Source organism: Cupriavidus lacunae (assembly GCF_003353055.1).
Taxonomy (GTDB): Bacteria; Pseudomonadota; Gammaproteobacteria; order Burkholderiales; family Burkholderiaceae; genus Cupriavidus; species Cupriavidus lacunae.
Window position 1 is genome coordinate 1 of sequence record NZ_QKWJ01000103.1, and the last position, 23,127, is coordinate 23,127.

At 62.8% G+C, this 23,127-nt stretch carries 26 protein-coding genes; 19 read left to right on the forward strand and 7 right to left on the reverse strand.

Annotated features, from left to right (window positions below; translation table 11 throughout):
- Nucleotides 1–93: 93 nt before the first annotated feature.
- Nucleotides 94–234 carry a thioredoxin domain-containing protein gene (locus DN412_RS37690; RefSeq protein ID WP_244223001.1) on the reverse strand — a complete coding sequence of 47 codons (141 nt, stop codon included), beginning with the start codon at nucleotides 232–234 and terminating at the stop codon, nucleotides 94–96.
- 136 nt (nucleotides 235–370) lie between these two features.
- Between DN412_RS37690 and DN412_RS37695 the strand changes: the two genes are divergently transcribed.
- The 5 genes from DN412_RS37695 to DN412_RS37715 all read left to right on the forward strand — a co-directional run bounded on the left by DN412_RS37695 (nucleotide 371) and on the right by DN412_RS37715 (nucleotide 4,854).
- Complete coding sequence (locus tag DN412_RS37695; RefSeq protein WP_115216196.1) at nucleotides 371–1,318, forward strand: LysR family transcriptional regulator; 948 nt, start codon at nucleotides 371–373, stop codon at nucleotides 1,316–1,318.
- Between the two features lie 215 nt (nucleotides 1,319–1,533).
- Nucleotides 1,534–2,472: a S1C family serine protease gene (locus tag DN412_RS37700; RefSeq protein WP_115216197.1), complete on the forward strand. Its 939-nt coding sequence runs from the start codon at nucleotides 1,534–1,536 to the stop codon at nucleotides 2,470–2,472.
- Between the two features lie 43 nt (nucleotides 2,473–2,515).
- Nucleotides 2,516–3,160 (forward strand): response regulator transcription factor, encoded by a 645-nt coding sequence (locus tag DN412_RS37705; RefSeq protein WP_115216198.1) that lies wholly within the window; start codon nucleotides 2,516–2,518, stop codon nucleotides 3,158–3,160.
- Nucleotides 3,161–3,287: 127 nt separating this feature from the next.
- The gene (locus DN412_RS37710) at nucleotides 3,288–4,310 is read left to right on the forward strand and encodes an SGNH/GDSL hydrolase family protein (protein ID WP_115216199.1); all 1,023 of its coding nucleotides are present in this window, start codon (nucleotides 3,288–3,290) and stop codon (nucleotides 4,308–4,310) included.
- A 103-nt stretch (nucleotides 4,311–4,413) separates the two neighbouring features.
- Complete coding sequence (locus DN412_RS37715) at nucleotides 4,414–4,854, forward strand: anthrone oxygenase family protein (RefSeq protein ID WP_115216200.1); 441 nt, start codon at nucleotides 4,414–4,416, stop codon at nucleotides 4,852–4,854.
- A 14-nt stretch (nucleotides 4,855–4,868) separates the two neighbouring features.
- Here DN412_RS37715 and DN412_RS37720 read toward each other — a convergent pair whose 3' ends face one another.
- On the reverse strand, nucleotides 4,869–5,570 hold the full coding sequence (locus DN412_RS37720) for an SOS response-associated peptidase family protein (RefSeq protein ID WP_115216201.1): 702 nt from the start codon (nucleotides 5,568–5,570) through the stop codon (nucleotides 4,869–4,871).
- Between the two features lie 166 nt (nucleotides 5,571–5,736).
- The gene (locus tag DN412_RS37725) at nucleotides 5,737–6,366 is read right to left on the reverse strand and encodes a TetR/AcrR family transcriptional regulator (RefSeq protein WP_115216202.1); all 630 of its coding nucleotides are present in this window, start codon (nucleotides 6,364–6,366) and stop codon (nucleotides 5,737–5,739) included.
- Nucleotides 6,367–6,587: 221 nt separating this feature from the next.
- Here DN412_RS37725 and DN412_RS37730 point away from each other — a divergent pair, with 221 nt between their 5' ends.
- The 7 genes from DN412_RS37730 (at nucleotide 6,588) to DN412_RS37760 (ending at nucleotide 13,876) form a co-directional block, all read left to right on the forward strand.
- The gene (locus tag DN412_RS37730) at nucleotides 6,588–6,989 is read left to right on the forward strand and encodes a nuclear transport factor 2 family protein (protein WP_115216203.1); all 402 of its coding nucleotides are present in this window, start codon (nucleotides 6,588–6,590) and stop codon (nucleotides 6,987–6,989) included.
- A 37-nt stretch (nucleotides 6,990–7,026) separates the two neighbouring features.
- The gene (locus tag DN412_RS37735) at nucleotides 7,027–7,773 is read left to right on the forward strand and encodes an SDR family oxidoreductase (RefSeq protein WP_115216204.1); all 747 of its coding nucleotides are present in this window, start codon (nucleotides 7,027–7,029) and stop codon (nucleotides 7,771–7,773) included.
- 37 nt (nucleotides 7,774–7,810) lie between these two features.
- Nucleotides 7,811–9,022 (forward strand): MFS transporter, encoded by a 1,212-nt coding sequence (locus DN412_RS37740; protein WP_115216205.1) that lies wholly within the window; start codon nucleotides 7,811–7,813, stop codon nucleotides 9,020–9,022.
- Between the two features lie 173 nt (nucleotides 9,023–9,195).
- On the forward strand, nucleotides 9,196–10,302 hold the full coding sequence (locus DN412_RS37745; protein ID WP_115216206.1) for an alkene reductase: 1,107 nt from the start codon (nucleotides 9,196–9,198) through the stop codon (nucleotides 10,300–10,302).
- A 535-nt stretch (nucleotides 10,303–10,837) separates the two neighbouring features.
- Entirely contained in the window at nucleotides 10,838–11,977 is a 1,140-nt protein-coding gene (locus DN412_RS37750) for a porin (protein WP_244223003.1), read from the forward strand.
- Between the two features lie 80 nt (nucleotides 11,978–12,057).
- The gene (locus DN412_RS37755) at nucleotides 12,058–12,834 is read left to right on the forward strand and encodes a cupin domain-containing protein (RefSeq protein WP_115216207.1); all 777 of its coding nucleotides are present in this window, start codon (nucleotides 12,058–12,060) and stop codon (nucleotides 12,832–12,834) included.
- 55 nt (nucleotides 12,835–12,889) lie between these two features.
- The gene (locus tag DN412_RS37760) at nucleotides 12,890–13,876 is read left to right on the forward strand and encodes a Bug family tripartite tricarboxylate transporter substrate binding protein (RefSeq protein ID WP_115216208.1); all 987 of its coding nucleotides are present in this window, start codon (nucleotides 12,890–12,892) and stop codon (nucleotides 13,874–13,876) included.
- A gap of 44 nt (nucleotides 13,877–13,920) precedes the next feature.
- Here the strand turns inward: DN412_RS37760 and DN412_RS37765 are convergent, their stop codons facing one another.
- Nucleotides 13,921–14,814 carry a LysR family transcriptional regulator gene (locus tag DN412_RS37765; protein WP_161564106.1) on the reverse strand — a complete coding sequence of 298 codons (894 nt, stop codon included), beginning with the start codon at nucleotides 14,812–14,814 and terminating at the stop codon, nucleotides 13,921–13,923.
- A gap of 285 nt (nucleotides 14,815–15,099) precedes the next feature.
- Here DN412_RS37765 and DN412_RS37770 point away from each other — a divergent pair, with 285 nt between their 5' ends.
- The 3 genes from DN412_RS37770 to DN412_RS37780 are packed head-to-tail and all read left to right on the forward strand — an operon-like array spanning nucleotide 15,100 to nucleotide 16,129.
- On the forward strand, nucleotides 15,100–15,630 hold the full coding sequence (locus DN412_RS37770; protein ID WP_115216210.1) for a flavin reductase family protein: 531 nt from the start codon (nucleotides 15,100–15,102) through the stop codon (nucleotides 15,628–15,630).
- A 33-nt stretch (nucleotides 15,631–15,663) separates the two neighbouring features.
- Nucleotides 15,664–15,879 carry a CDGSH iron-sulfur domain-containing protein gene (locus DN412_RS37775; protein ID WP_115216211.1) on the forward strand — a complete coding sequence of 72 codons (216 nt, stop codon included), beginning with the start codon at nucleotides 15,664–15,666 and terminating at the stop codon, nucleotides 15,877–15,879.
- Between the two features lie 49 nt (nucleotides 15,880–15,928).
- Complete coding sequence (locus DN412_RS37780; RefSeq protein ID WP_244223005.1) at nucleotides 15,929–16,129, forward strand: CDGSH iron-sulfur domain-containing protein; 201 nt, start codon at nucleotides 15,929–15,931, stop codon at nucleotides 16,127–16,129.
- A 190-nt stretch (nucleotides 16,130–16,319) separates the two neighbouring features.
- Here DN412_RS37780 and DN412_RS37785 read toward each other — a convergent pair whose 3' ends face one another.
- From DN412_RS37785 to DN412_RS37795, 3 genes are all read right to left on the reverse strand, one after another.
- On the reverse strand, nucleotides 16,320–16,718 hold the full coding sequence (locus tag DN412_RS37785) for a cupin domain-containing protein (RefSeq protein WP_115216213.1): 399 nt from the start codon (nucleotides 16,716–16,718) through the stop codon (nucleotides 16,320–16,322).
- A gap of 54 nt (nucleotides 16,719–16,772) precedes the next feature.
- Nucleotides 16,773–18,029: an MFS transporter gene (locus DN412_RS37790; RefSeq protein ID WP_115216214.1), complete on the reverse strand. Its 1,257-nt coding sequence runs from the start codon at nucleotides 18,027–18,029 to the stop codon at nucleotides 16,773–16,775.
- Nucleotides 18,030–18,297: 268 nt separating this feature from the next.
- Entirely contained in the window at nucleotides 18,298–19,311 is a 1,014-nt protein-coding gene (locus tag DN412_RS37795; protein ID WP_115216215.1) for an AraC family transcriptional regulator, read from the reverse strand.
- A gap of 354 nt (nucleotides 19,312–19,665) precedes the next feature.
- On the opposite strand from DN412_RS37795, the gene andAc reads away from it, so the two are divergent.
- From andAc to DN412_RS37815, 4 genes are read left to right on the forward strand one after another with little or no spacing between them, the layout of a single operon-like run.
- Nucleotides 19,666–20,943 carry an anthranilate 1,2-dioxygenase large subunit AndAc gene (gene andAc / locus DN412_RS37800; RefSeq protein ID WP_115216216.1) on the forward strand — a complete coding sequence of 426 codons (1,278 nt, stop codon included), beginning with the start codon at nucleotides 19,666–19,668 and terminating at the stop codon, nucleotides 20,941–20,943.
- 1 nt (nucleotide 20,944) lies between these two features.
- Nucleotides 20,945–21,421 (forward strand): anthranilate 1,2-dioxygenase small subunit AndAd, encoded by a 477-nt coding sequence (andAd, locus tag DN412_RS37805; RefSeq protein WP_115216217.1) that lies wholly within the window; start codon nucleotides 20,945–20,947, stop codon nucleotides 21,419–21,421.
- A gap of 12 nt (nucleotides 21,422–21,433) precedes the next feature.
- Nucleotides 21,434–21,766, forward strand: coding sequence for an anthranilate 1,2-dioxygenase ferredoxin subunit AndAb (andAb, locus tag DN412_RS37810; RefSeq protein WP_115216218.1), 333 nt, complete (start codon nucleotides 21,434–21,436; stop codon nucleotides 21,764–21,766).
- Nucleotides 21,767–21,781: 15 nt separating this feature from the next.
- Nucleotides 21,782–23,005: an NAD(P)/FAD-dependent oxidoreductase gene (locus DN412_RS37815; RefSeq protein WP_115216219.1), complete on the forward strand. Its 1,224-nt coding sequence runs from the start codon at nucleotides 21,782–21,784 to the stop codon at nucleotides 23,003–23,005.
- The last annotated feature ends 122 nt before the right edge of the window (nucleotides 23,006–23,127 follow it).

Here is a 23,127-nt window from a genome sequence, read left to right on the forward strand (position 1 = left end):
TGGCCTTGAATTCCGCCGTGTGTACCTTGCGCTTCTTGCCTTCACTCATTCGCCATCATCCCGTCAAGGACGACAGCTTAAACCACCGCCTGATCACTGTCTCAAATCGTGGGTCCACTTTAGTTCTCCCTGACGTAAATTGACCGGGACGAGCCGATAATCGAGCCGCATTTCTTCGAGCGCGATAGGGACTTTGACGCTGTTGGGCGTGGTGAATGCGAGGACTTCAAGCATGACAATTTCCTGTTTCCAGGCTAGGCAGTGGGTGATCGTCTATGGCGACGTTGGCGTGGTGCCGTGAGACAAATCTATGACGGTGTGCTATTTTTCGAAATAGAAATGAATGCAAACCATCGTTGCAGGAATGTCGATGTCGAGGCTACCGGATTTCGAAGGGCTCGCGATGTTCGCCAAGGTCGCCGAAGAAGGTTCGTTTGCTGGCGCGGCAACAGCCATGGGTGTCTCGGTCGCCACAGTTTCCCGGGCCGTTACGCGCCTTGAAGCGCGGCTCGGAGGCCGGCTGTTTAACCGTACCTCCCGACGACTTGCACTCACGGACTATGGCCACACGCTTGCCGAGCGAGCGGCGAGAATCTACGCGGAGGCCGAGGAGGCGGAGGATTTCGCACGCGAGACCTCAAGCCGGCCGCGTGGTCTCGTCAAGCTCGCGGCGCCACTCTCCTTTGGTGCCCGCTGGGTAGCGCCGTTGTTGCCCGAATTCTTTCAGACCTATCCGGATATTTCCGTCGACCTTCATCTCACGGACGTACACACGGATCTGATTGGCGATGGCTTCGACGCCGCTCTGCGCATCGCCATCATGGAAGACTCGTCACTCGTCGCACGTCTCATTGCACCGGTGCGTCGCTTTGTCGTGGCATCTCCTGCCTATCTGTCTCGCCATGGTCGTCCTCAGCACCCACGTGATCTTGGCGCCCACCAGTGTCTTACCTACACCAACAGGAGCAAGCGCGACGTCTGGCGTTTTACCCATATTAGTGGCGAGGAATGCACCGTCACACCGACCGGGGCGCTGCGAGGAACGAGTGTGGAAGCCTTACTGCCCACGGTCCTCGCCGGACTTGCCATCACCGAGCTTCCTGAGTTTGTCGCGACGCAGTATTTCCGGGACCATCAGCTCGAGCCCGTCCTGACCGACTGGCGCTTGCCTGAAGGCGGTTTGTATTTCGTCACGCCCACCGCCCGCGCACGGCCCGCGAAGGTTAGTGCATTGGCCGATTTCTTTATCTCCAGACTCACTGCGGCGGAGTGGAGCGCAGAGACGCTGCTGGATTGGAAATCATCCAGTCACCGCTGAGGGTGATTTTCTCCTTCTTTAATGGCCTGTCCGGAGCGGACGCCATAAGACCCTGTGCGCAACCGACTTCAGCGCCGGCTACCCATTAGGGTGGTGCGCGGCTTTCGCGCACCTGTCATTGTGAATCCACTCGTCTCTGCCTGCCCGCCTGGCATGCGCGGGCTGGCCGGGCGCGCGAAACATCGATTCACGTAGCCAATGGCAGGAGTCATCACATGGAAACCCCGACCTCCAGCGGAAATCCCTTGCAGGATCTGTCCGCCAACCTGGCGGCCATCGCCGAGCGCGTCGGCCAGAGTGTCGTCGCGGTGCACGGGCGGCATCGCTTTCCCTCCAGCGGAGTCATCTGGCAACCCGGCGTGGTCGTCACGGCGGCGCATACTGTCAGGCACGAAGATGGCATTGAGGTCGCCCTGGCCGATGGCCGTGCCGTGGCGGCCGTTCTGGCGGGACGGGACCCTGGCACCGACCTGGCCGTACTGAGGCTCGATGGCGTGGAGCTGGACCCGGTCGAGACCGGCGATGCGCGCTCTCTCAAGGCAGGCCATCTGGTGCTTGCGGTGGCGCGAGTGGACCGGCTCGGCACCAGCGCGGATTTTGGCGTCGTCGGCACTGCCAGTGGGCCATGGCGTAGCTGGCGAGGCGGGCAGTTCGACGCCTTCGTGCGGCTGGACGGCGGCCTGCGCCCCGGTTTCTCCGGTGCGGCGCTGGCAGATATGCAGGGGCGGGTCATGGGCCTGTGCACATCGGCGCTCGTACCCGGCGCCGGCGTCCTGATTCCGGCAGCGACCGTGGCGCGCGTGAGCGGCGAACTGCTGAGCAAAGGACGTGTCTCGCACGGCTACCTTGGCGTGGGCACGCAGCCGGTGAACCTGTCGGAGACTTGGATGACGAAGCTGAATCTGACGTCCGGGCGCGGGCTGCTGGTGGTTTCGCTGGCGGCAGGCGGGCCCGCGGAGCAAGCAGGGGTGCTGATCGGGGATGTGCTGATCGAACTGGATGGCAAGCCGTGCCGCGACATGGACGACGTGCATGCCGCACTTGGCGGCGACCGCATCGGACAGTTGCTGACGATCGGGCTGATCCGGGGCGGCGAGCGCAACGCGTGCTCGGTCACGGTGGGCGAACGCCAGCAACGGAATTCGTGCCACTGAGATTCCTGCAAGCCGCCGCATGTGGGGTGCCGAGATAAAACAGATGAGCCCGGTCAGGGTTGCCGTCGTCGCCGCGTCGCCGCAAGCGCGCGCAAGCCTGCAGGCGCTTGTCGATGCCGCGCCGGCGCTGGAATTCGCAGGCAGTGCGGCCGACGCTGCAATGATCGGCGATCGCTTTGCCGGCGAATTGCCAGATGTGGTCCTGGTCGACCTGGAGCCGCAGGCCGGCGACTTGCCGACGCCGGAGGCGACCCGCGATTCCGCAACGCCGGCGCTTGTTCTGCTCACAGACGAGGCGGACAGCGTCTGGATCCATGAAGCCTTGACAGGCAGCGCCACGGCGTTGCTGCCGCGCAGCGCGACGCCCGGCGAAATCATCGCCGCGATCGAAGCTGTGGCAGCGGGCCTTTACGTGCTGTCCCCGGAAGTCCTCGTCATGCTGCTGGCGCAGCGCAAGGGGCCTCGCGAGATGGCATCCGCGGCCCTTGTCGAAGTGCTCACCCCGCGCGAGACTGAAGTGCTGACGATGCTTGCCGAAGGGCTTGGCAACAAGGAGATCGCGCGCCAGCTCGACCTATCGGAAAACACGGTGAAGTTCCACCTCTCCTCCATTTTCGGCAAGCTCGGCGCAAGCAGCCGCACCGAGGCCGTCATGCTGGGCATGCGACACGGCCTCATCATGGTGTAGTGCTGGCTGAAGGGCACCATCGCAAAGCGAAGCCAGGGCGTCCTATGCTTAACCAATGCGCTCATCGCAAGAGCGATAAGTCCGCCACGTGACCGCAACTGCCCAGCCGGCCGGCGAGGGAGGAGCCATGCAAGGAATCCATGTCAAGGTTTGCGCTGCAATGCTTGCCGTGGCGGTTTCATTGCTTGCCGCATGCGGCGGGGATGGCGGGGGGTCGAGTAACGACAGCGGCATGGCTACCCCGCCAGGCGGCATTCATCTTCAGGTTGTCTCGTTCGGCGACAGCCTGTCCGACGTCGGGACCTATGCACCGATTGCGAGCGCGGTGGGCGGCGGGCGTTTCACGACCAACCCGGGGCAAGTGTGGGCTCAGGATGTCGCGCAATACTACGGCGATACCCTAAACGCGGCGTTTACGATCGACTTCACTCATGGACTGACCGCGCAAGGCGGACTCGGCTATGCGGAGGGCGGCGCCACGGTGGCGACCCCGGCAAACCAGAACGACTTTCTTACCGACGTGATCGGCAACATCGAAATGCCCGTCAGCCAGCAGGTTTCCAGCTATTTGGCCGCGCGTGGGAACTTCAACGCCAACCAACTGGTGCTGGTCTGGGTTGGCTCCAATGACGTACTTCGCGCCGGGGCCCTTCCTGCCGCGGCGCAGACCGTGCAGACGGCGGCAACCACCCTCGCTCAAGTGGTCGGACAGATCGTCCAGAACGGCGCCACGCATGTGGTGTTGATCAATGTTCCGAATGTCGGACTATCGCCCAAAGGCATCGCCTCGTCCGACGGCGGGGCAAACCTGACCCAGTTATCGCAAATCTTCAACGACAGACTGAACGCTGCCTTGCAGGCCAATATGCTGCAAGGCAGCGTCATCCAGATCGATTCTTATACATGGGTGACCCAGCTCATCGCGAACTTTCAGGCCAATGGCTTCGCCGTATCAAACACCAGCGTCGCCTGCGACCCTGCGAAAACGCCCCATGCGACGGCATTGCTGTGCTCGCCAGGTACCTATGTGACGGCCAACGCCGATCAGACTTACATGTTTGCCGATAGCCTTCATCCGACGACGCGCCTGCATGCGCTGTTCGCCCGGTTCGTGGAGCAGCAGATCGCCAGGAGTGGTCTCGGTCACTGAGACAGCGTTCGGTCCAGCATCGCCGTACTATCGCGTCGGGCAGCGGGTAATCTGTCGCTGATATTCCGGAAAGTCAGGTCATGCCTCGTGCGGGGAGCCAAGTATGCTCGCGGTTGCGGAACTCGTCGCCACGCTGGCATGTACCGTCTTTGCCGGCGCGGCCATCTACGTCAGTCTTGTCGAGCATCCGGCCCGGATGCAATGCGACACCAGGACAGCTGCGACGGTTTGGGCGCCAAGCTATGCTCGCGCGACGGTGATGCAAGCGCCGCTCGCCGTGCTGAGCTGCGTCGCCGGCGTCGTGGCGTGGGGGCTCGGCGCCGGCGTAACCTGGCTGGTCGGCGCTCTGCTGATAGGCAGTGTGGTGACGTTCACGCTGATCGTCATCAAGCCGACCAATGCGCTGTTATTGATGCAGACGCGCGATCCTGCGTCAGCAGAAACGCGGCGGCTACTTGAGAAGTGGGGGCGGCTCCATGCGGTTCGCAGCGTGCTGAGCCTTGCCGCGTCGCTGGTCTTTATGGTCAATGCGCTGAAATTCTGAGACCAATGGCCTGGTTACAGAAATAATGGGCCGGGCGTCAGGGAAATCGGCAGGGGGACTTCAACCACGGCAGAATGCCCTTTAAGCCCCGGCAAGACCGGCGCTGGCTCAGTGGCCATCTGGTCGGCCGGATAGAGCGTCATGAAGCTGCGGGCGATGTCTGGATCCCTGCACGTAAGCCACGCATCCCACCGGGCTCTCGGGACGATGACGACGCCTCGTTTCGCCTTGCCGGGAGCATGCAACCGGCTCATCACGGGATGGTGGTCTGCCTTCGTTGTCAGCATGGTGAATGAGTGGCTGCCATCAGCTGAAGCTCTCCACAGCGCCGCGATGCCGAACGCCAGTTCATCCGGTAGCCATATCTTGTAGCGCGATGGCTGTGGCCCGGCATCGTAGTTCAGTTCGTAGATGGCGGTGGCTGGGACGAGACACAACTGGCCGCGGTACCAGGGTCCGCTGCAACTGCATCTTTCGCCAACCTTCTCGGATGGCGCATTCATGGTTTCAAACGATCTGGCGCCGTGACCGCTGCGTGACCGCGGCATCAGGCCGAAGCCGGCGATGATGCACTCGCGCCGGCCTTTAGCATCCGCGCGGACGATCGGCGCAGCATCGCCCGGCAGAGTTTCAGGCTTCCATTCAGTCGGAGGTGCATCGACGCCAAATACGTCTTGCAGAAGATGGCGCGGCACCGGATCGTAGTTGGTGCACATGACGAGTCTCCATGGCGGAGAACAGTTCGCCCCGAGGCGGATAAGAAGCCGTGGTTCAAAACGGGGGGCGCATCCGTCCTACTGCCCCATTAGCAAGTGTAGTGCTTGTGGCGGGACGAGAACCTCGAGGCTTGTGGCGAGTGCGCCGCAGCACGGGAGGCCCCCTTTACCGCTTGCCCTCTGTCACCTCCAGCGCGAAATCCCTGAGAAGCGTCTGCCGGCTTGCGTCCAGGATTTCCTGCCCGAGTTCGGGATTGGCGCCGCCTACCGCGCGCGACAGGATGAGCGCCCCGACCATCTCGCTGTAGAACGCCATTGCCTCCCGGCGCGCTTCCTGGCCTTCCATGCCTCCGGCGCGCTGCTCCGCGACGAGCGCGGTCAGGATTTCAATCATCTCCTGCAAGCCATTCGCAAAGCGCGCTTGCGCCTCGTTGCCTAGCCGGCGGACGTCCGCGGTGAGGCCGGCCACGGCGCAACCCTGTTCGATATCACTGCAGTGCGCGCCGGACAGGTAATAGTCAACCTGTCGCCGCAAACGGTTGCTGCCCGGTGCAATGGGCGCTGCGATGGCTTCCTTCAGATCGTGGTTGGCCTTGTCCATTGCAGTCGCCACGACTTCAGCCGCCAGCGCCTCCTTCGATTCAAAGTGGTTGTAGAAGCCACCCTGGGTAAAGCCCGCGGCCTTCATCAGCGCGCTCAGGCCGACACCATCGATGCCGTGCTCGCGGAACAGCTTCTCCGAAGCCGCAATGATGGCTTTGCGGTTCTCTGCCGCCTGCTGTTTTGAAACGCCCATCGCTCAATGCTCCTTTGTGCGGTTGTCACCTCAAGTATAGCCGCCCTCAAGAAAGACAATGGTGAATGACCTTGACTTTCTGGATTCGATCGCCAAAACTCAATGTCAATCACCATTGTGATTGAGTGAGGGCACAGCACAGGGGCCGGCATGTACATCGAGCGTCACCAACCCTTGCGCAAGCCGATCCGCCACGCCACCCACCCCTCAGGAGCATCAACTTGACCACTGCCACCGAAGCCACCAACAAGGCTCTCGTGCTCGAAGCGTTCGACACGCTCTTCAACCAACGCAGCTACGCCGCCGCCGAACGATTCTGGTCGCCCGGCTATATCCAGCACAGCGCACATATCGAACCGGGCCGCGACGGCCTGTTCAACCTCATCAAGACCCTGCCGCCGACCCTGCGGTACGAGCCCGGCGTGATCGTGGCGGATGGCGACTACGTGATCATCCACGGGCGCTTCTCCGGCAATGGCCGCCCCGTCGCCTGGATTGCCGCCGACATCCTACGGATTGCCGATGGCGTGCTCGCCGAGCATTGGGATGTGCTGCAGGACGAGGCCACCGAGGCCGAATCGAAAAGCGGCCTGCCCATGTTCGGGAACAGCTTTCCGCGCTGACTCCCCGATTCCAACCGTCATCTCCATCGGAGACATCATGAAACTCACAGGTAACACCGTATTCATCACCGGCGGCGGTTCGGGCATCGGCCGCGGCCTTGCCGAAGCGCTCCACAAGCTCGGCAACCAGGTCATCATCTCGGGCCGACGCGCGGAGCGTCTGCAGGCGACGATCGAAGCGAACCCCGGCATGCAGGCGGTATCGCTCGACATCACCGATCCGGCGGACATCGCAAAGGTCGCTGCCAGACTGATTGCCGAGCATCCCAGGCTCAACGTGCTGATCAACAATGCCGGCATCATGTTGCCCGATGGCGCCGGCGGCCCGGTCGACGACGACCTGCTGACCTCCACCGTCGAGACCAATCTGCTCGGGCCGATACGCATGACCTCGGCGCTGATCGAGCACCTGAAGACGCAAGAGGGCGCCGTCGTGGCCAATGTCAGCTCGGTACTTGGCTTTGTGCCCCTGGCGATCACGGCCGTGTACAGCGCGACCAAGGCGGCCTTGCATTCCTACACGCTGTCGCAACGCTATCTGCTTCGGGACAGCAAGGTCTCGGTCATCGAGATCGCGCCCCCCTGGGTCCGCACCGAGCTGCTGAACAGCAGCGAGGAGGAGCGCGCGATGCCTCTCGAAACCTTCATCGCGGGCGCAATCGAACAACTGGGCACGGAAGCCAACGAAATCCTGGTGGGCCCGGCCGTGGACATGCGCGCCAATCCGGGACCGAACGAGCACGCCTGGGTCAACGAGTTCAACGATTCGATGGCTGCCGGTTGAGGCACCGCCCCCGGCAGTACGCACCAAGGACCTCGACATGGCTACCGCAAGCAAGATTCCGAACGCTGTCTACCTGCTCGCTCTGGGCGCTTTCGCCATCGGCACCGAAGGCTTCATGATTTCCCCGCTGCTTCCGGGTCTGGCCGCCGATTTCGGCGTGTCCATCGAGCAAGCGGGGCAACTCGTTTCCATATTCGCGCTGGCCTACGGCATCAGCTCACCGGTGCTCACGGCCGCCACCGGGAACGTCAGGCGCCGCACGCTGCTGCTGGCGAGCATGATCGTATTCGCGCTGTCCAACTTGCTTGCCTGCTTTGCCCCCGGATTCTGGTGGCTGATGGGTGCGCGTGTACTGCTGGCCCTTTCGGCCGGGTTGTTCGTTCCGGGCGCGAATGCGCTGGCGGGTGCGGTGGTCCACCCGGCCTTGCGCGGCCGTGCGATTGCTCTCGTCAATGCCGGCATCACGGTGGCGCTGGCGCTCGGCGTACCGATGGGAGCCGTCATCGGTCACGGGCTTGGCTGGCGCATGACGTTCGCCGGCGTCGCAGTGCTGTCGACGATTGCGGCGATCGGGGTATACGTCGGCGTGCCGCGCGAAATCGGGCAAGGCATTCCCACCGCGACCTTGCGCGAGCGCGTCTCGGTCGCCGCCCGGCCAGTCGTGCTGGCAACCCTGTTGGCTACCACGCTGTGGGCGACCGGCTCGTACACGGTCTACACCTATCTGTCGCCGCTGGTCACCAGCCTGACCACCGTGCACGATACGCAGATCAGTCTGGTGATGCTGACATGGGGCATTGCGGCCGCCGTGGGCGTGTTCCTTGGCGGCAGCCTGAGCGACCGGCTGGGGCCGCCGCGCGTGATTGTGCCGGCGGTCGCGATCATGGGGCTGGCCTTCCTGAGCTTTTCCGTTGTGGCGCGGCTAGTCCAGCCGGAACATGCGATGGGCCCGGTGCTCGTCGCGCTGATCGTCTGGGGAGTGTGCGCCTGGGCGTTCTACCCCGCCCAGCAGGCACGCCTGATAGAACTGGCCGGCGTCAATGTCGCGTCGATCGTGCTGTCGCTCAATGCGTCGTTCATGTATATCGGCTTCTCCGTCGGCGCCGCGGTGGGCGGCCTGACAATGGCCCAGGGTCAGGTCGGCAATCTGGGGCTGGTCGGCGGATTCTTTGAGCTGGCGTCGGTAGCGGTGACGTTGGCAATCCTGGCCCGCAACGCCAGGGTCGTGGCGCCGGGTACGCCCGCGTGATGACCACCGTCGCCCAGATTCTCACCATTGTTCCGGACTGATCTGCATACCGATTGCGGACACGGAAAGTCCGGAGCCGGACCGCGGTCCTCGGCGCTACATCCTTTCTTACATTGTCCTTGTCGCGTGCCCCTTGGCACGCACATCAATTCCATCACAAGCAGGAGTTATCGATGTCCAGTCTGTTCACACCCATCCAGGTCGGTGCCTACGAGTTCAGGCACCGTGTCGTGCTGGCGCCGCTCACACGCATGCGCGCCGGCGAAGGCGCGATCCCCGGTCCACTGATGGCCGAGTACTATGCGCAGCGCACCTCGCCCGGCGCACTGCTGATCAGTGAAGCCACCATCGCCGCGCCCAATGGCAACGGCTACCTTGGCGCACCCGGCCTTTATGACGACAGCCAGATCGCGGGCTGGCGCCTGGTCACCGATGCCGTGCATGCAAAGGGCGGCAGGATCTTCCTGCAGCTCTACCACGCAGGCCGCCAATCGAATGTGGAAGTCCAGCCGGCGGGCAGCCAGCCGGTGGGCCCGTCGGCGATCCCGCACGGCGGCGTGGCCTATACGCGGTCGGGCTGGGTGCCCAACACGCCGAATCGCGCACTGGAGATCGAAGAGATCGCGGAGCTCGTTGAGAGCTTCCGCCGTGCCGCCGAGCGTGGCCTCGAAGCCGGATTCGACGGTGTCGAGCTGCACGCCGCCAATGGCTACTTGTTCGACCAGTTCCTGCAGGACGGCAGCAACAAGCGCACGGACCGCTACGGTGGTTCGTTCGAGAACCGCGCGCGCTTCCTGCTCGAAGCCACTCGTGCGGTGATCTCTGTCTGGGGTGGCGACAGGGTCGCGGTGCGCTTGGGCCCGAGCGGCTCGTTTGGCGACATGTCCGACCGCGACCCGGAAGGCCTGTTCACCTATGTGGCCGCCGAACTGGGCAAGCTCGATCTCGCCTACCTGCACCTGATCGAGCCGCGCGTGCGGGGGAATGTCGAGGACGAGAGCAGGAACCCCAACCCGGTGGCCTCGCAACTGATCCGCAAGTTCTACCGCGGCACGATCATCGCGGCAGGCGGCTTCAGGGGCGACAGCGCTGAAGCGATCATCGCCGCGGGCGACGCCGATCTGGTGGCCTTCGGCCGGGACTTCATTGCCAACCCTGACCTGCCTGAACGGCTGCGCCGCAGACTGCCGCTGAACGCCTACGACCGCGACACCTTCTTTGGCGGCACGGACGTCGGCTACGTCGACTATCCATTCCACGAGGAACGCGCTGCAGCCTGACGCGGCCCTGCGCAGATTGCCTGTTCATCGGGCGCGCATGCCGTGTACTGGCGGCTCCTGGAGCACCGAGAAGGCCCTGATGCCGTCACCCGCGAGGCCAGGCCGTCGCTGTTCGTCGAGATCAGGGCAGTAGCCGCGACACGCACTGCATGATCGGCGGGGGAATATCGCGGCCTGCGATGACCGTATTGGATTTCCTCGACAGACACCCGTCGGCGCCATGCCGGCTTCTTCGCAGCGGCCGATATGCGCAGCTTGCGAGCCACGGGCTTCATGCCGACTTCCATACCCAGTTTCGACCTCATTCCGATGGGCATGGTTGCGATATCAATCAGGGTAAACGTGATATCCCGTTCCCGCGCGGGAACATGATGGACCACTGCACGACCTTGTTTGGGTTAATCGTTGCAACCTAGACTTTGCTGGTTCGGTAAGAACAAATAGTGCGCCGCGGGTTCATAAAGTCTCCAGTGGTGGCGGGCCGCTATTCAGATTATTAGAACTAACGAAACCAGGTGCAGGGGAGGCGTCGATTTTGGAAAGAATTACGGTGCGATGGTTTTTTCGGCATTCCATTCTTGTGGCCGCTCTTAGCCTCAGTGAGGCGCACGCCGAATCAGGTGTCCGCGTGTTTGGCCTTGTCGATGCGGGTGTGGAAGTAAGCAGTGCAGGCAAGGGCACGCAGACTCGGGTGATCTCCGGCGGCGACGCCGGCAGCCGGTGGGGTATCGATGGGACGGAAGAACTCGGTCAGGGACTCAGCGCGACCTTCCGTCTCGTGGGTGGATTTAGCGCAGATGACGGCCAGATGGGGCAGGGCGGACGTCTGTTCGGCCGGGAGGCGGCGGTCGGTCTGGTCAAGCGGGATGCCGGGAGTCTCCTGCTGGGGCGGCAGCCAACCCCGGTTTCGCTGACAAACTCATTTGTTGATGCCTTTTACTGGATGGGCAGCGGTGCTCTTATCTCGCTGACCCGCAGCGGCGCAACGGCGGTGCAGCAAGTTCTCCCCCAGGTTGTCTCCGCGCGTGCCGATAACGCTATCAAATACTACTCGCCTGACGAGTGGAAAACGTTGTCGTTCTCGGTGTTGTATGCGCCGGGAGAAAAGTCTCCTCAACTTGGCAGTACCTACGGACTATCGGCGCGCTACCTCCAGGGGCCGTGGGATCTGAATGCAGGCTGGGGTCGCCAGGATGGCGGAAACGGTGCCACAGGCCATATCACTTCCTATTCCCTGGGCGGGAGCTACGACTTGCAGCTTGCCAAGATTTATCTCGGCTTTACTGATGAAAAGAATAGCTGTACCACTTGTACAGGTTCGCTGGCCCGTGCCGCAGACAACTTCAGGGCGTCGGTGAGCGAGTTCAGGCTGACTAATCTGGGTGTCCGTATTCCCATCGGACGCTTTACTGCGATTGCGCAAGTGGTCCGGATTAACGACCGCTCGAACTACCAAGTGAATCCCGGAAGCAGAAATGCAACGTGGTTCGCCGTGGGTGGCGAGTATTCACTGTCCCGACGTACGACGCTATATGGATCCGTCGGCACGATTGATAATCGAAACGGGTCGATGTACGCATTGGGCAGTGGTGGCGTGCAGCAGGTTGCCAATTCTGTGGGCCCCGGCAATCCGCGTTCGACGGCAGGCGGCATCGGCATCAAACACGTGTTCTGATACCTGGGCGGCACAACCAGTGTGCCGCCCAGCGACTCTTGCCCGTCGGGAGGGCTAGCGATTTGAATGAGTCAAGTTCAATGAAAGTCATTACCGCAATGTCCAATTGGTACCGGTCGCCGTCTACGACGACGTCGGCAGGCTACGCATGCCGTTCCGGACTGATCGGACAGGAGTACACCGACGCGTACTCTCTGGGGCTGGCCCGTGTCGATCCAGGTGGGCGGACACCAACGGGCGTCGGCGTGGGTAACCAGGCGATCTTCGTGATCGATGGGAAGGGCATCGCCTCGCTCGCAGCAGAAGACAGTGAGGTTTGCCGGGGTTCAATCATCAAGATTCCAGGCGGTGTTCCCCATGAACTACGCAATACGGGTGCCGTGCCCATGTGGCTGCTCACAATTCATGACCCACCGCTGGAGCCGGAAGCCAGTGCTGCTGGCGTCAATGAAAGACCGGAGTCGACCTGGCAGCGATCGGGAGAGGCGTGCAGGAAGGCTCCCGAAGTCGTGGCTACCGAATCCCTTGCCTGGAAGGTCTTTGAAGCCGAGGGCGTGAAAGGGTATGAACTGAAGCCCATGATCCTGGGTGACGAGCTTACCAATGCGTATAGCGTGGACCTTATGCGCGTGGCGGGCGGAGGGTTTTCAGCTGCGCATACGGACCATGGCAGGCACGCCTTTGCCATTCTCGAGGGGCAGGGCTGCATGGTGATTGACGGCCAGACGTTCGATTTTCAGCAGGGCGATATCGTGAAGGTACCGCAAGGGTCCTTGCATGAGTTGCGCAACCATGGCGGCGCGCCACTGGTGTTTCTCGCGATCTACGATCCGCCTCGGCGTCGCAAGGGAAGCTGATTCGACACGAGCGGCCCCTGGGACGGGGCAATGAACCGAGGACCATGGAGAAAATATGAGCAAGCGTGGGTGGCGAATCTTGGGGCAGCAGGCCGCGGTTGGGATTGCGGCACTATGCGGTTGTCTGATGGCATACGCCGGGGAATGGCCAAGTCGGCCGATCAAGCTGGTGGTTCCGTCTACGGCAGGCTCGACGCCCGATATCTTCGCCCGAATCCTGGCCGATGCGCTGCACGCAAGAATTGGCGGGACCATCGTGGTGGACAACAAGCCAGGTGCCGGAGGCGCGGTCGCAGTGAATTTCGTCGCCAAGGCATCCCCCGACGGTTATACGGTTGGGATTACGCCTCCCGGCCCGATCGGTGCCGACACCCTGCTGCAGAAGCGCCTTCCGTACGACCCTGCCAGGGAACTGGCCCTGGTGACGCTGGCGGTGACGCAGGCAAACGTCCTGGTCGTCCGTAGCGCACTCAATGTGAAGGATATGGGCCAGCTGGTGCCGATGCTGGCGAAGCACCCGGGAAAGTACACGTATGCAGCCATCGGTGCCGGTTCCATCAACCGCCTCTGCATGGAGCTCGTTGCTCAGCAAAGTGGCACCAACATTACGCGGGTGACCTACGCCGGCACGCCCCAGGCCATGTTGGCGGTGATTAGTGGGGAGGTCGATATGGGTTGCCTTCCCGAGCAAGCTGTGGCCGCTCAGGTCCAGGCAGGAAAACTCCGTGCCCTTGCGGTTGCATCGGCAAAGCGTTCGCTTGTGCTGGCCGATGTGCCGACGCTGGAGGAACTCGGGATGCCCGGTATCGAAGCAAACTCCTGGATGGGCGTCATCGCGCCTGCGGGAACCCCCGCGCCAGTCATCAGACGCTTGCGAAGCGAGATTGCGCAGGCTTTATCTCAGGCTGAGACTCGCGAGAAGTTGCGCACCCAGTTCATGGAGGTGGTCGCTTCGACGCCGGAATCGTTCGCCAAGACCGTCCAGGATGACGTTGCCCGATGGAAGTTCCTGATCCGGACGCGTGGAATCAGCCTGGATTGATCAGTTGCGCGGACCCGTGGCGCGGCAGAAGCCGGCAATTGCGGCTAGCGGGGGTTGGCAGAACTCTCAAAGCGCTCGCATAAAAAGTCCACGAAAGACCGAACCTTAGGGGATACCGTTCGGTGCTGCGGGAACACGGCGTGGATATCGCGGTTGCCGCGGCCCCACTGTGGCAGCACATGCACCAGCGCTCCGGATTCGAGGTCCGCCCGGCAAAGATAATCAGGAAGCCAACCGATGCCGGTTCCGCCTAGCAACACCGTGCGGATCGTGCTGGTGTCATTGGCCGAGAAGCGCATGTGCACGTGGACCGTCTCGACCTCCGGGCCTCTGTGCAATCGCCACTCCACGCTGCCCGCAAAAATGTCCAGGAGCGCGTGCCCGGCAAGGTCTGAAGGTACTTCGGGCGTTCCATGGGCCACCAGATAGGATGGTGTTGCCACCAGCTTCAGAGCCACGGTTCCCAACCGCCTCGCTGCGAGCCGGCTGTCTTCAAGGCTGCCAGTGCGGATCACCACGTCGATTTCTTCAGCCATGGGCTCGACCTTGTGGCTTGTCAGCGTCAGTTCAACCTTCATCTCGGGGTAGCGCGCAAGGTAGTCGGGAACGAGCGGGGCGATCATCCACTGACCCGGCGTAACGGGTGCGCTGACGCGCAAGAGCCCCTGCGGGGTATGTCTGATTTGTCCTACCTTTTGCTCTGCCTCCTCAACATCAGCGAGGATCCGGCGTGCGTCTTCGGCGAACAACAGGCCTGTATCTGTGAGTGCAAGTTTTCGGTTCGAGCGATACAGCAATGCAACGCCGAGATGCTTTTCCAATCGCGTCAGGCTGCGGCTCACCGACGATTTCGGCATGCCGAGGACATTGGCCGCCGCACTGAGGCTCATCAGCTCACTGATCTTTGCAAATACTCTGATGTCGACGATTTCCATCATAGGTAAGGGGCGCCTGTTGGTTGTCCTTGCTGCCTTGGCCAGGTGGAAGCAACACAAATTCCGATTCCCATGGCGCCGCGGCATTGAGGCAAGAGCGTCTCTGTCTATAACGGCCTCCAATAACAGCGTCAACCAGTGTTTGCCATGACTTCGTATCCGGACCAAACGTAGCGGGATGCTGTTCCCGCATCGGAACGTCGCTTTCCACGGCCGCATCTTGTCTGCTCACCCGCGCCTTGCGACGATAGACCACGTATTTCAATTTGGTAAAACACAGGAGAAGATATGACGCGATCCCTACATATTGACCCGGAAGAGTTCCGCAAGGGCCTGCGCGCGTTCACTACCGGCGTGACCGTCGTTTCCATGGACGATGGCCATGGCGGCATGCACGCCATGACCGCGAGCTCCTTTGCTGCCGTATCCGTTGAGCCGCAGCTTGTTGCAGTGAGTGTCGCAAAGACAGCCAAGTCCCACGCGCTTCTGTCCGCTGATGGTCCCTATGCCATCAACATCCTGGGAGAGCGCCAGGCATTCCACGGTCACTACTTTGCAAACCGTATGACCGAAAGGTGGAATCCCAGCTACGAATGGCACGAGGGAGCGCCCGTGCTTGCCGGGACGATGGGCTGGTTCGTGTGCAGACGCTGGGCTGCCTATGATGGCGGGGACCATACCATCCTTGTTGGTGAGACGCTGAAGATTCACCGGACCGATGACCGGCCTCTTGTTTGCAGCCGAGGGGAATTCCACGTCCTTGGGGCAAAGGTCGAAGTTGTACACCCGGATGCCCTGAGCCAGACGGCGACGGCGTGAGTCCTGGCCTATCCCTTCACGGACGATTGAAGAATGACTACCACGATTACCCTGAAAGACGATGGCCCGCTCGAGGTCACCGGCGACTTCGAAATGGTTGATGACGCCGGGGTGCCATTCCGCCGGCGCAAGTCACTCTGGCTTTGCCGCTGCGGGCACACACAGCGTCCCCCGTTCTGCGATGCATCCCACAGCGAGGCCGGCTTCCGCAGCTGCCCGCGCGCACCGGCCACAGCGTCCAACGATTAAGGGCGATACTGCGCCCGGAGTACTTATGTCCACTGCCAAAATCCGCGTTATGAATTCAGGCCCCCTCCATGTGACCGGGGAGTTCAATCTCGTCGATGCCGAGGGCAACCATTACCCCCACAAGGGCATCTTTTCGCTCTGCCGCTGCGGACTGTCCGCCTGCAAGCCATATTGCGATGGTTCGCATCGCGCTGAGCGCTGGGAGAGCGTTGTGAATTCGGACAAGCCTGCCGCAGGGACTGGGACCTGAATGCAGTAGTCCCAAAGCGCCCCGGCATGGGTCGCTTTGGGACGCTGGTTAGCGATGTCGGCGTGCCCGACGTTGGCTACGCAGACAATCTTTCGATCTACAACGGCGCCCCCGGAGTCACCGGAATGGGCGCCGTCCTGTTTCCACCCGAGCGCACGAGAGCGGGCGGAAACAGGACGATACGCACTAATCAGCCCGCATCGACATGGTCCACAGGAAGCACGACGCCATCCTTGGATTTGCGCACTCGCGGCGGGTCGTAGATCGTCAACAGCACCAACTCGCCGTCACCCGCATTGCGAACGGCATGTACGACGCCGCGAGGAATTCGCACAATCGCGCCGGACCGCACATGATGGCATGAGTCTGCGATGTCGATATCGGCTTCTCCGCTGATGATATAGAACGCGTGATTGTCCGGGTCGATATGGTCAGGCGAGTAGCCACCTTCGGCTACCCGGACGATGTCCATGGAATACGCTTCGGTGTACTCCCCGCCCAGGATATTGAAGATGAATTCGAACCCCCTGGATCCTTCGATCTGATGCGGAATCCACGGCGTATCAGTGATGTGAGTGATGTGTTTCATGATGTCTATGTTCCCTCGATGTCTTGCAGAAGTAGCGCTTGTGGGCCGCACCAGTCATTGGCGCTGGCCTTCCTTGATGAATGCCAGACAGATCGCCCCGAAGAGCGGACCGGCGGCTAGGACGGCGAATGCCAGCGAGAACGAATGCTGGGCTTGATATACCAGGCCAACCAGCGCCGGGGACAATGCCGATCCCATCTGCCATACAGCGTTTGCGACGCCGGCGGCCGATCCTGCCTTCGACGCGCCAGCGTGCTCGGCGGCCATCGTGACCAGTAGCGGGCTATAGATGAATGCGCCTACGCCAATGAAGGGTGCGGCGAGGCGGAAGGCCGGCAAATCGCTGAGTTGCCCGAAGGCCAGCAGCACCGCGCAGAAGAAGACGAGAGAGATGATTGCGAGCGTCTTGCGCCGAGCACCAACGTAGTCGGAAATCCATCCGATGGTGGGCTTTGACAAGAGGCCGGCAATCCCGGCGACCGCTAGAATGTAGCCTGCCTGTACCGGCGAAATATTGTGTGCCTTCCCCATTAGCGGGATCGCCCAGGAGGTGAACCCGAGGGTTCCCCAGAAGGCGCCACAGCCTGCCAGCGCCAGCAACAAGAAATTTCGCGTCATGAGCGCACCCGCGCCTGAATGGCGCCTGCTGTGCGATTCCTGTGCGCCGGTGCTGGTCGCGCCGGACTGCACCGCATCGCCAGGTTGCGCGCGGTCACGAAGGATCAGGGCGCAGCCCACTGCCAGCACCAGGGCAAGGATGCCCAGGAGACGATAGCTCGAGCGCCAGCCATAGGTCTCCACCAGCGTTGGCAGGATGGCATTGGTTGCGATGACGGCAACCGACGACGCACTCATGAGAAGCCCCACGGCCCTGCCGCGCTCTTTTTTCTCAAACCAGGTCGTCACCAGCTTCACGCCTGCAGCGTAGTCCGCACCGGCGGTCAGGCCCATCAGCGCCTGCAAGATCAGGCCAATCGTCAGGGTCGGGGTATAGGAAAAGGCGTACGTTGCGACGGCAAGGCCAACCAGCGATGAAGAGAGCGCTATGCGGCCGCCAACACGGTCCGTAGCGAAGCCGCAGACAAAGTTGGAAAGTACGTACCCGACATAGAAAGCCGTCACGAACATGCCGAGTGCCGCCAGCGGTAGTGATAGCGACTGGCCTAAGGGAATTGCCAGCGTTCCCCACGCCAGCCGACACACGGTTGACAGGGCAAGTGCGGCCCACGCAACCAGCAGTACAAGCCATCTGACGCGGGAGCCCGATCCGCCTGCGGCGGTGGACAGTTGGGCGATGGTGTCGGCATTCATTGTGTCTCCTGGCGGTTATCCATTGTCTTTGGGCGAGCAAATTCCGCTGGCTCGCACACGTCCCACAATGATGCAATGTTCTCTGTCCGAGCGAGGCACGCAGAATCGAAAACCATGTTGCGGTTTTGGAACGCGCTCGATTGTTGCGAAGCAGAAGAGGCTGCCCGGGAACGATGGCTATCCGCTTCCCCCGAACCTGCCACTCGCCCGTGCGGGAGTGGCGAAGGCCGCCCGGGAAGTCATCAGCCGCGGCTGCGCTTGCGCGTCTCTATGCCTGACGCTTCTGCGTATCGCTTGGCAGCTCGTTGAAACGCGCCGCGTAGTAGCCGGCGAAGCGGCCGAGATGGCCGAAGCCGAGCTCCAGGGCAGTTTCGGTGACGCTGGCGGCAGGGTCGAGCAGCAGGCGGGCGCGCACCGCGTCCAGTCGCGCATTGCGTAGCAACTCCATCGGCGATATGCCGAAGTAGCGGTGGCACAACCCATTCAGCGTGCGCCCGCTGATGCCCGCCGCACGCGCCAGATCTTCGAGCGAGACCGGTGCGCCCAGGTGCGATTCAATATAAGCGACCAGCGCGTCCATCTGGCGCGTGCCGCGGGCGTGCTCCTGTCCTGGCGTCGGCTGGCCGTTGAGTGCCGCCTGCAGCGGCAGGGGGAGCGGCGAGGCGCCGGCCGGCTGGTGCAAAAGCAGGAACAGGGCGAGGTTGCGCTCCAGGTGTCCTACCCAGTTGGCGTGGATCGGGGAATCACCCCCGTATGACAGCAGATTCAGCAGCGCATGCGCGATCAGTTCCCACTGGGCTTCCAGCGCACGTGGCAGGAGGAATCCGGAAGCGAGCAAAGGGCACCTGTCGGCTTCACCGCCGCCGGCCTCAACGAGCAGGCTGTGGGGAACCCTGACAATGAGCTGCTGATTGCCGGGGCTCCAGCGCAGGCGGATACGCTCATTCGGGGAGAGCACCGCGGTACGGCCTTCGGCGACCCACAGCCGTTGACCGTCACACTCAATCTCGGCACCGGCACCGAGCGAGGTATGCACCAGAGTGAATTGCTCGAACGGGCGGGCCGACACCTCGACCTCAGGGCCGTAGCGCAGCGCATAGACCTTCAGGCGGTCGAGCTCGCCCTTGAACATGGCCGCGTCAGGAGCGCCGGATTTCCATCGCAGCGCATGGTCGGTGAGTTCGCGGGCGACGTGGTCGTGCGCCTCCACGCGCAAATCCGATTGAAACAATGGATTGCTGTAAAGCGCGGCGAGGGCGGGGGTTCGTGGTGAAAGCGGCATTTTCTGTCCCCGTGTTCCGGCCTTGTGGCAGTTCCGAAGTAGCACATACGCCACCGCGCTGAAACCGCCGTGAAGCCCGGAATGGTCTACAGGGGTCGACTGCCCCCTTTTTATGCATCGCATCTTGCCATAGCGCCGTCGGCATGGGTAGCGCGCCGCGGTGACCGACTTGCCAATCCTGCCTGAATCGGACTGTCGGCGGCGCATTGCGTGCCATTTCCGGATATGCCGCGCGGCGGCCGCCAGAAACGGATCGCGGCGCCGGGAAAGTCCACCGATTCCGGATATGCCGGCGGGCAGTGGCTCCCTACACTCAGTCCATCCCCCAACACCCATAAATTCGCGGAGACAGCCATGTCAGATTCCTCCCAGGTGGCCGGATGCGCTAGCAGCCGGCAGGTTTCGTTCCCGCAGCCAGACGGCTCGTGCGTCCCCTACAGTGTGTTCAGCTCGCAGGAGGTCTACGAGCGGGAGCAGGAGCGAATCTATCGCGGGCCGCACTGGAGCTTTGTGGCCCTGGCCTGCGAGATTCCCAATCTCAACGACTTCAAGAGCACCTTTGTCGGCGACACGCCGGTGGTGGTGACGCGCACGGCAAGCGGTTTCGCCTGCTGGGTCAATCGCTGCGCACACCGCGGTGCGATGGTATGTCGCGAGAAGCATGGCAACGCGGAGTCCCATACCTGTGTCTACCATCAGTGGAACTACTCGTGCGAGGGCGACCTGCAGGGCGTGCCATTCCGCCGCGGACAGAAGCAGGGCACCATCACCCTCGCCGGGATGGCCAAGGCATTCGATTCGTCGCGGCACGGCCTGCAGAAGCTGCGCGTGCAAGAGTACCGTGGGCTGCTGTTCGCCACGTTCAGCGACGAGGCACCGCCGCTGGCCGATTACATCGGCCCCGAGATGCGTCCGTGGGTCGACCGCGTCTTTCACAAGCCTGTCGTCTACCTGGGCTGCACGCGCCAGTACTCGAAGTCGAACTGGAAGCTCTACTTCGAGAACGTCAAGGACCCCTACCACGCGAGCCTGCTGCACCTCTTCCACACCACCTTCAACATCTTCCGGGTCGGCATGAGCGCGCGCTCCATCCCGGATGCCGCGCATGGCCTGCATAGCCTGATCACGGTGACCAAGCCAAAGGTGGATACCAACACCGCGGCGGCCTACAACGACCAGAAGATCCGTTCGATGCAGGATGGTTTCGAGCTGGAGGATCCGTACGTACTGGCGCAGGTATCGGAGTTCGAGGAAGACTGCACCAACCACATTCAGCCGATCTTCCCGCAACTGGTGATCCAGCAGATCCACAACACGCTGGTGGCCCGCCAGCTGCTGCCCAAGGGCCCGAGCAATTTCGAGCTGGTGTTCCACTTCTTCGGCTACGAGGACGACACCCCGGAGCTGCGCGAGTTGCGCCTGCTGCAAGCCAACCTGGTGGGGCCGGCGGGCTACATCTCGATGGAGGACACCGAAGCCACCGAGCTGGTGCAGCGGGGCACCGTGCGGGATGGTGACAAGACTTCCTACATGGGCATGGGCCTGGACGCGCCCGAGCAGACCAACAGCAATATCACGGAAAACCTGATTCGCCGCTTCTGGGCCGGCTATCAGCGTGCAATGGGGTACTGAGATGGAAAACAACTTGCAGCTATGGGCGGAACTGAGCGCGTTGCAAAGCCGCTACGTTCACGCCATCGACAACGACCTGCTCGAGACCTGGCCAGCCTTCTTCACGGAGGACGGCACCTACACCATCATCTCGCGCGAGAACGCGGACCGCGGCTTGCCCGCGCCCATCATTCATTGCCGCAACCAGAAGATGATGCGCGACCGCGTCGTCGCGCTGCGCCACGCAAACATCTATGAAGCGCACGGCTACCGGCATGCGCTGGGCGGGCTGGTGATCGAATCCGCGACCGACGATGAGATCCGCACGGTGTCGAGCTATATCGTCGTCAACACCGGTGCGGCGGGCGATTCCACCGTGTACCAGGCCGGGGTCTACCGCGACATCGTCGTCCGGCAGGGCGGTGCATGGCGCTACAGGGAAAAGCGGGTCATCTACGACACCTCGCGAGTCCAGACCCTGCTGGCTACCCCAATCTAGGAGCGCATCACCATGAGCAACTGGCATGACGTCGGCGGGACCGACGAATTCATTGAAGACGAACCGCGTGCGGTCGAGGCGGCGGGAAAATCGATTGCCGTGTTCCGCGTCGGGGACGAACTGTTTGCGCTGCATGACCTGTGCACACATGAGCGTGTGCCCTTGTCCGAAGGCTTTGTCGAGGATGGCTGCGTTGAGTGCCCGCTGCACCAGGGCCTGTTTGACCTTCGCACCGGCGCCGCGCGCAAGGCACCCTGCGTGACGCCGGTCCAGACCTATCCGGTGCAGGTGGCAGAGGGCAGGGTGCTGATCCAGGTGCTGCCACCTGTGGTTGCCTTGTCCTGAGAGCGGAGGACTGTCATGGATATGGAACCAACGACCATTGTCATCATTGGTGCCGGCCAGGCCGGTGCCTGGGCGGCGCGCACGCTGCGCGACGAGGGCTTCGATGGCCGCTTGCTGCTGATTGGCGACGAGCCGCACCCGCCCTACGAACGTCCGCCACTTTCCAAGGCAGTCCTGGCCGGCGAGGCAGCACCCGAAAGCCTGCACTTGCTCGATGCGGCGGCGCTGGCTGCCTTGTCAATCGAATGGCAGCCAGATACACAGGTGGTGCGGCTGGACCGGACGGACCGGCGCGTGATGCTGGCCGACGGCGGCGCCATCCGCTATGACAAGCTGATTCTCTGCACAGGCGGCAGGGCGCGCGAGCTTGACGTGCCGGGCGCCAGCCTGCCAGGCGTGCATACGCTGCGCACCATCGACGACGCGCAGCGGCTGGGGTCCGTGCTCCGGCGCGATGCGCGCGTGGCAGTCGTCGGCGGGGGCTGGATCGGTCTGGAAGTGGCGGCTACAGCGCGCAAGCGCGGCGCCGTCGTGACCGTAATCGAGACCATGGGCAGGCTGTGCGAGCGCAGCGTGCCGGAGGCGTTGTCCGCGCACCTGCAGGCGCTGCATGTCGCACAGGGCGTGGAAGTGCTGCTGGGCGCGGCAGTGGCGAGCTTTGCCCCCGGCGCGGCTGGCGGGCTCGATGTCCTGCTGTCCGACGGGCGCGCGATCGGCTGCGACGCCGCCGTGGTCGGCATTGGCCTCGTGCCCAACGACGAACTGGCGCGCGCCGCCGGGCTGGACTGCGAAGGCGGCGTACTGGTCGACGCGCAATGCCGCACCTCCGACCCGGATATCTTCGCCGCCGGCGACGTCGCCGTCGCACGCAACAGCTGGGCCGGACGCAGATTGCGGCTCGAATCCTGGCAGAACGCCCAGGAGCAAGGTATTGCCGCGGCCCGGTCCGCGCTGGGGCGCGAGGTCCACTACGACCCGCTGCCCTGGTTCTGGTCCGACCAGCACGACACCAACCTGCAGATCTACGGCGTGCCGTTGCCCTCGCACCAGGTGGTGGTGCGCGGGGATCCGGCGACCGGCAGCTTCGTCTTCTTTTACCTTGAGGGCGAGCGGGTGATGGCCGCGCTGGGAGGCAACGCCGCGCGCGACCTGCGCTTCGCGCGCCGCCTGATCGAGAAGCAAACGCGGGTCAAGGCGCAGGACCTCGCCGATCCAGGCGTGTCCCTGGCAAAGCTCTGAGGGCCACCCCTTTCAAGGTGATCAAACGACACGTCCAGCCTTGATGACACGGGCGGTAGATACATGCCGTCGTGCCACGCATCCGGCAACATAGCCCTTCTTCTTGGGCGCCTTCGGTCCCC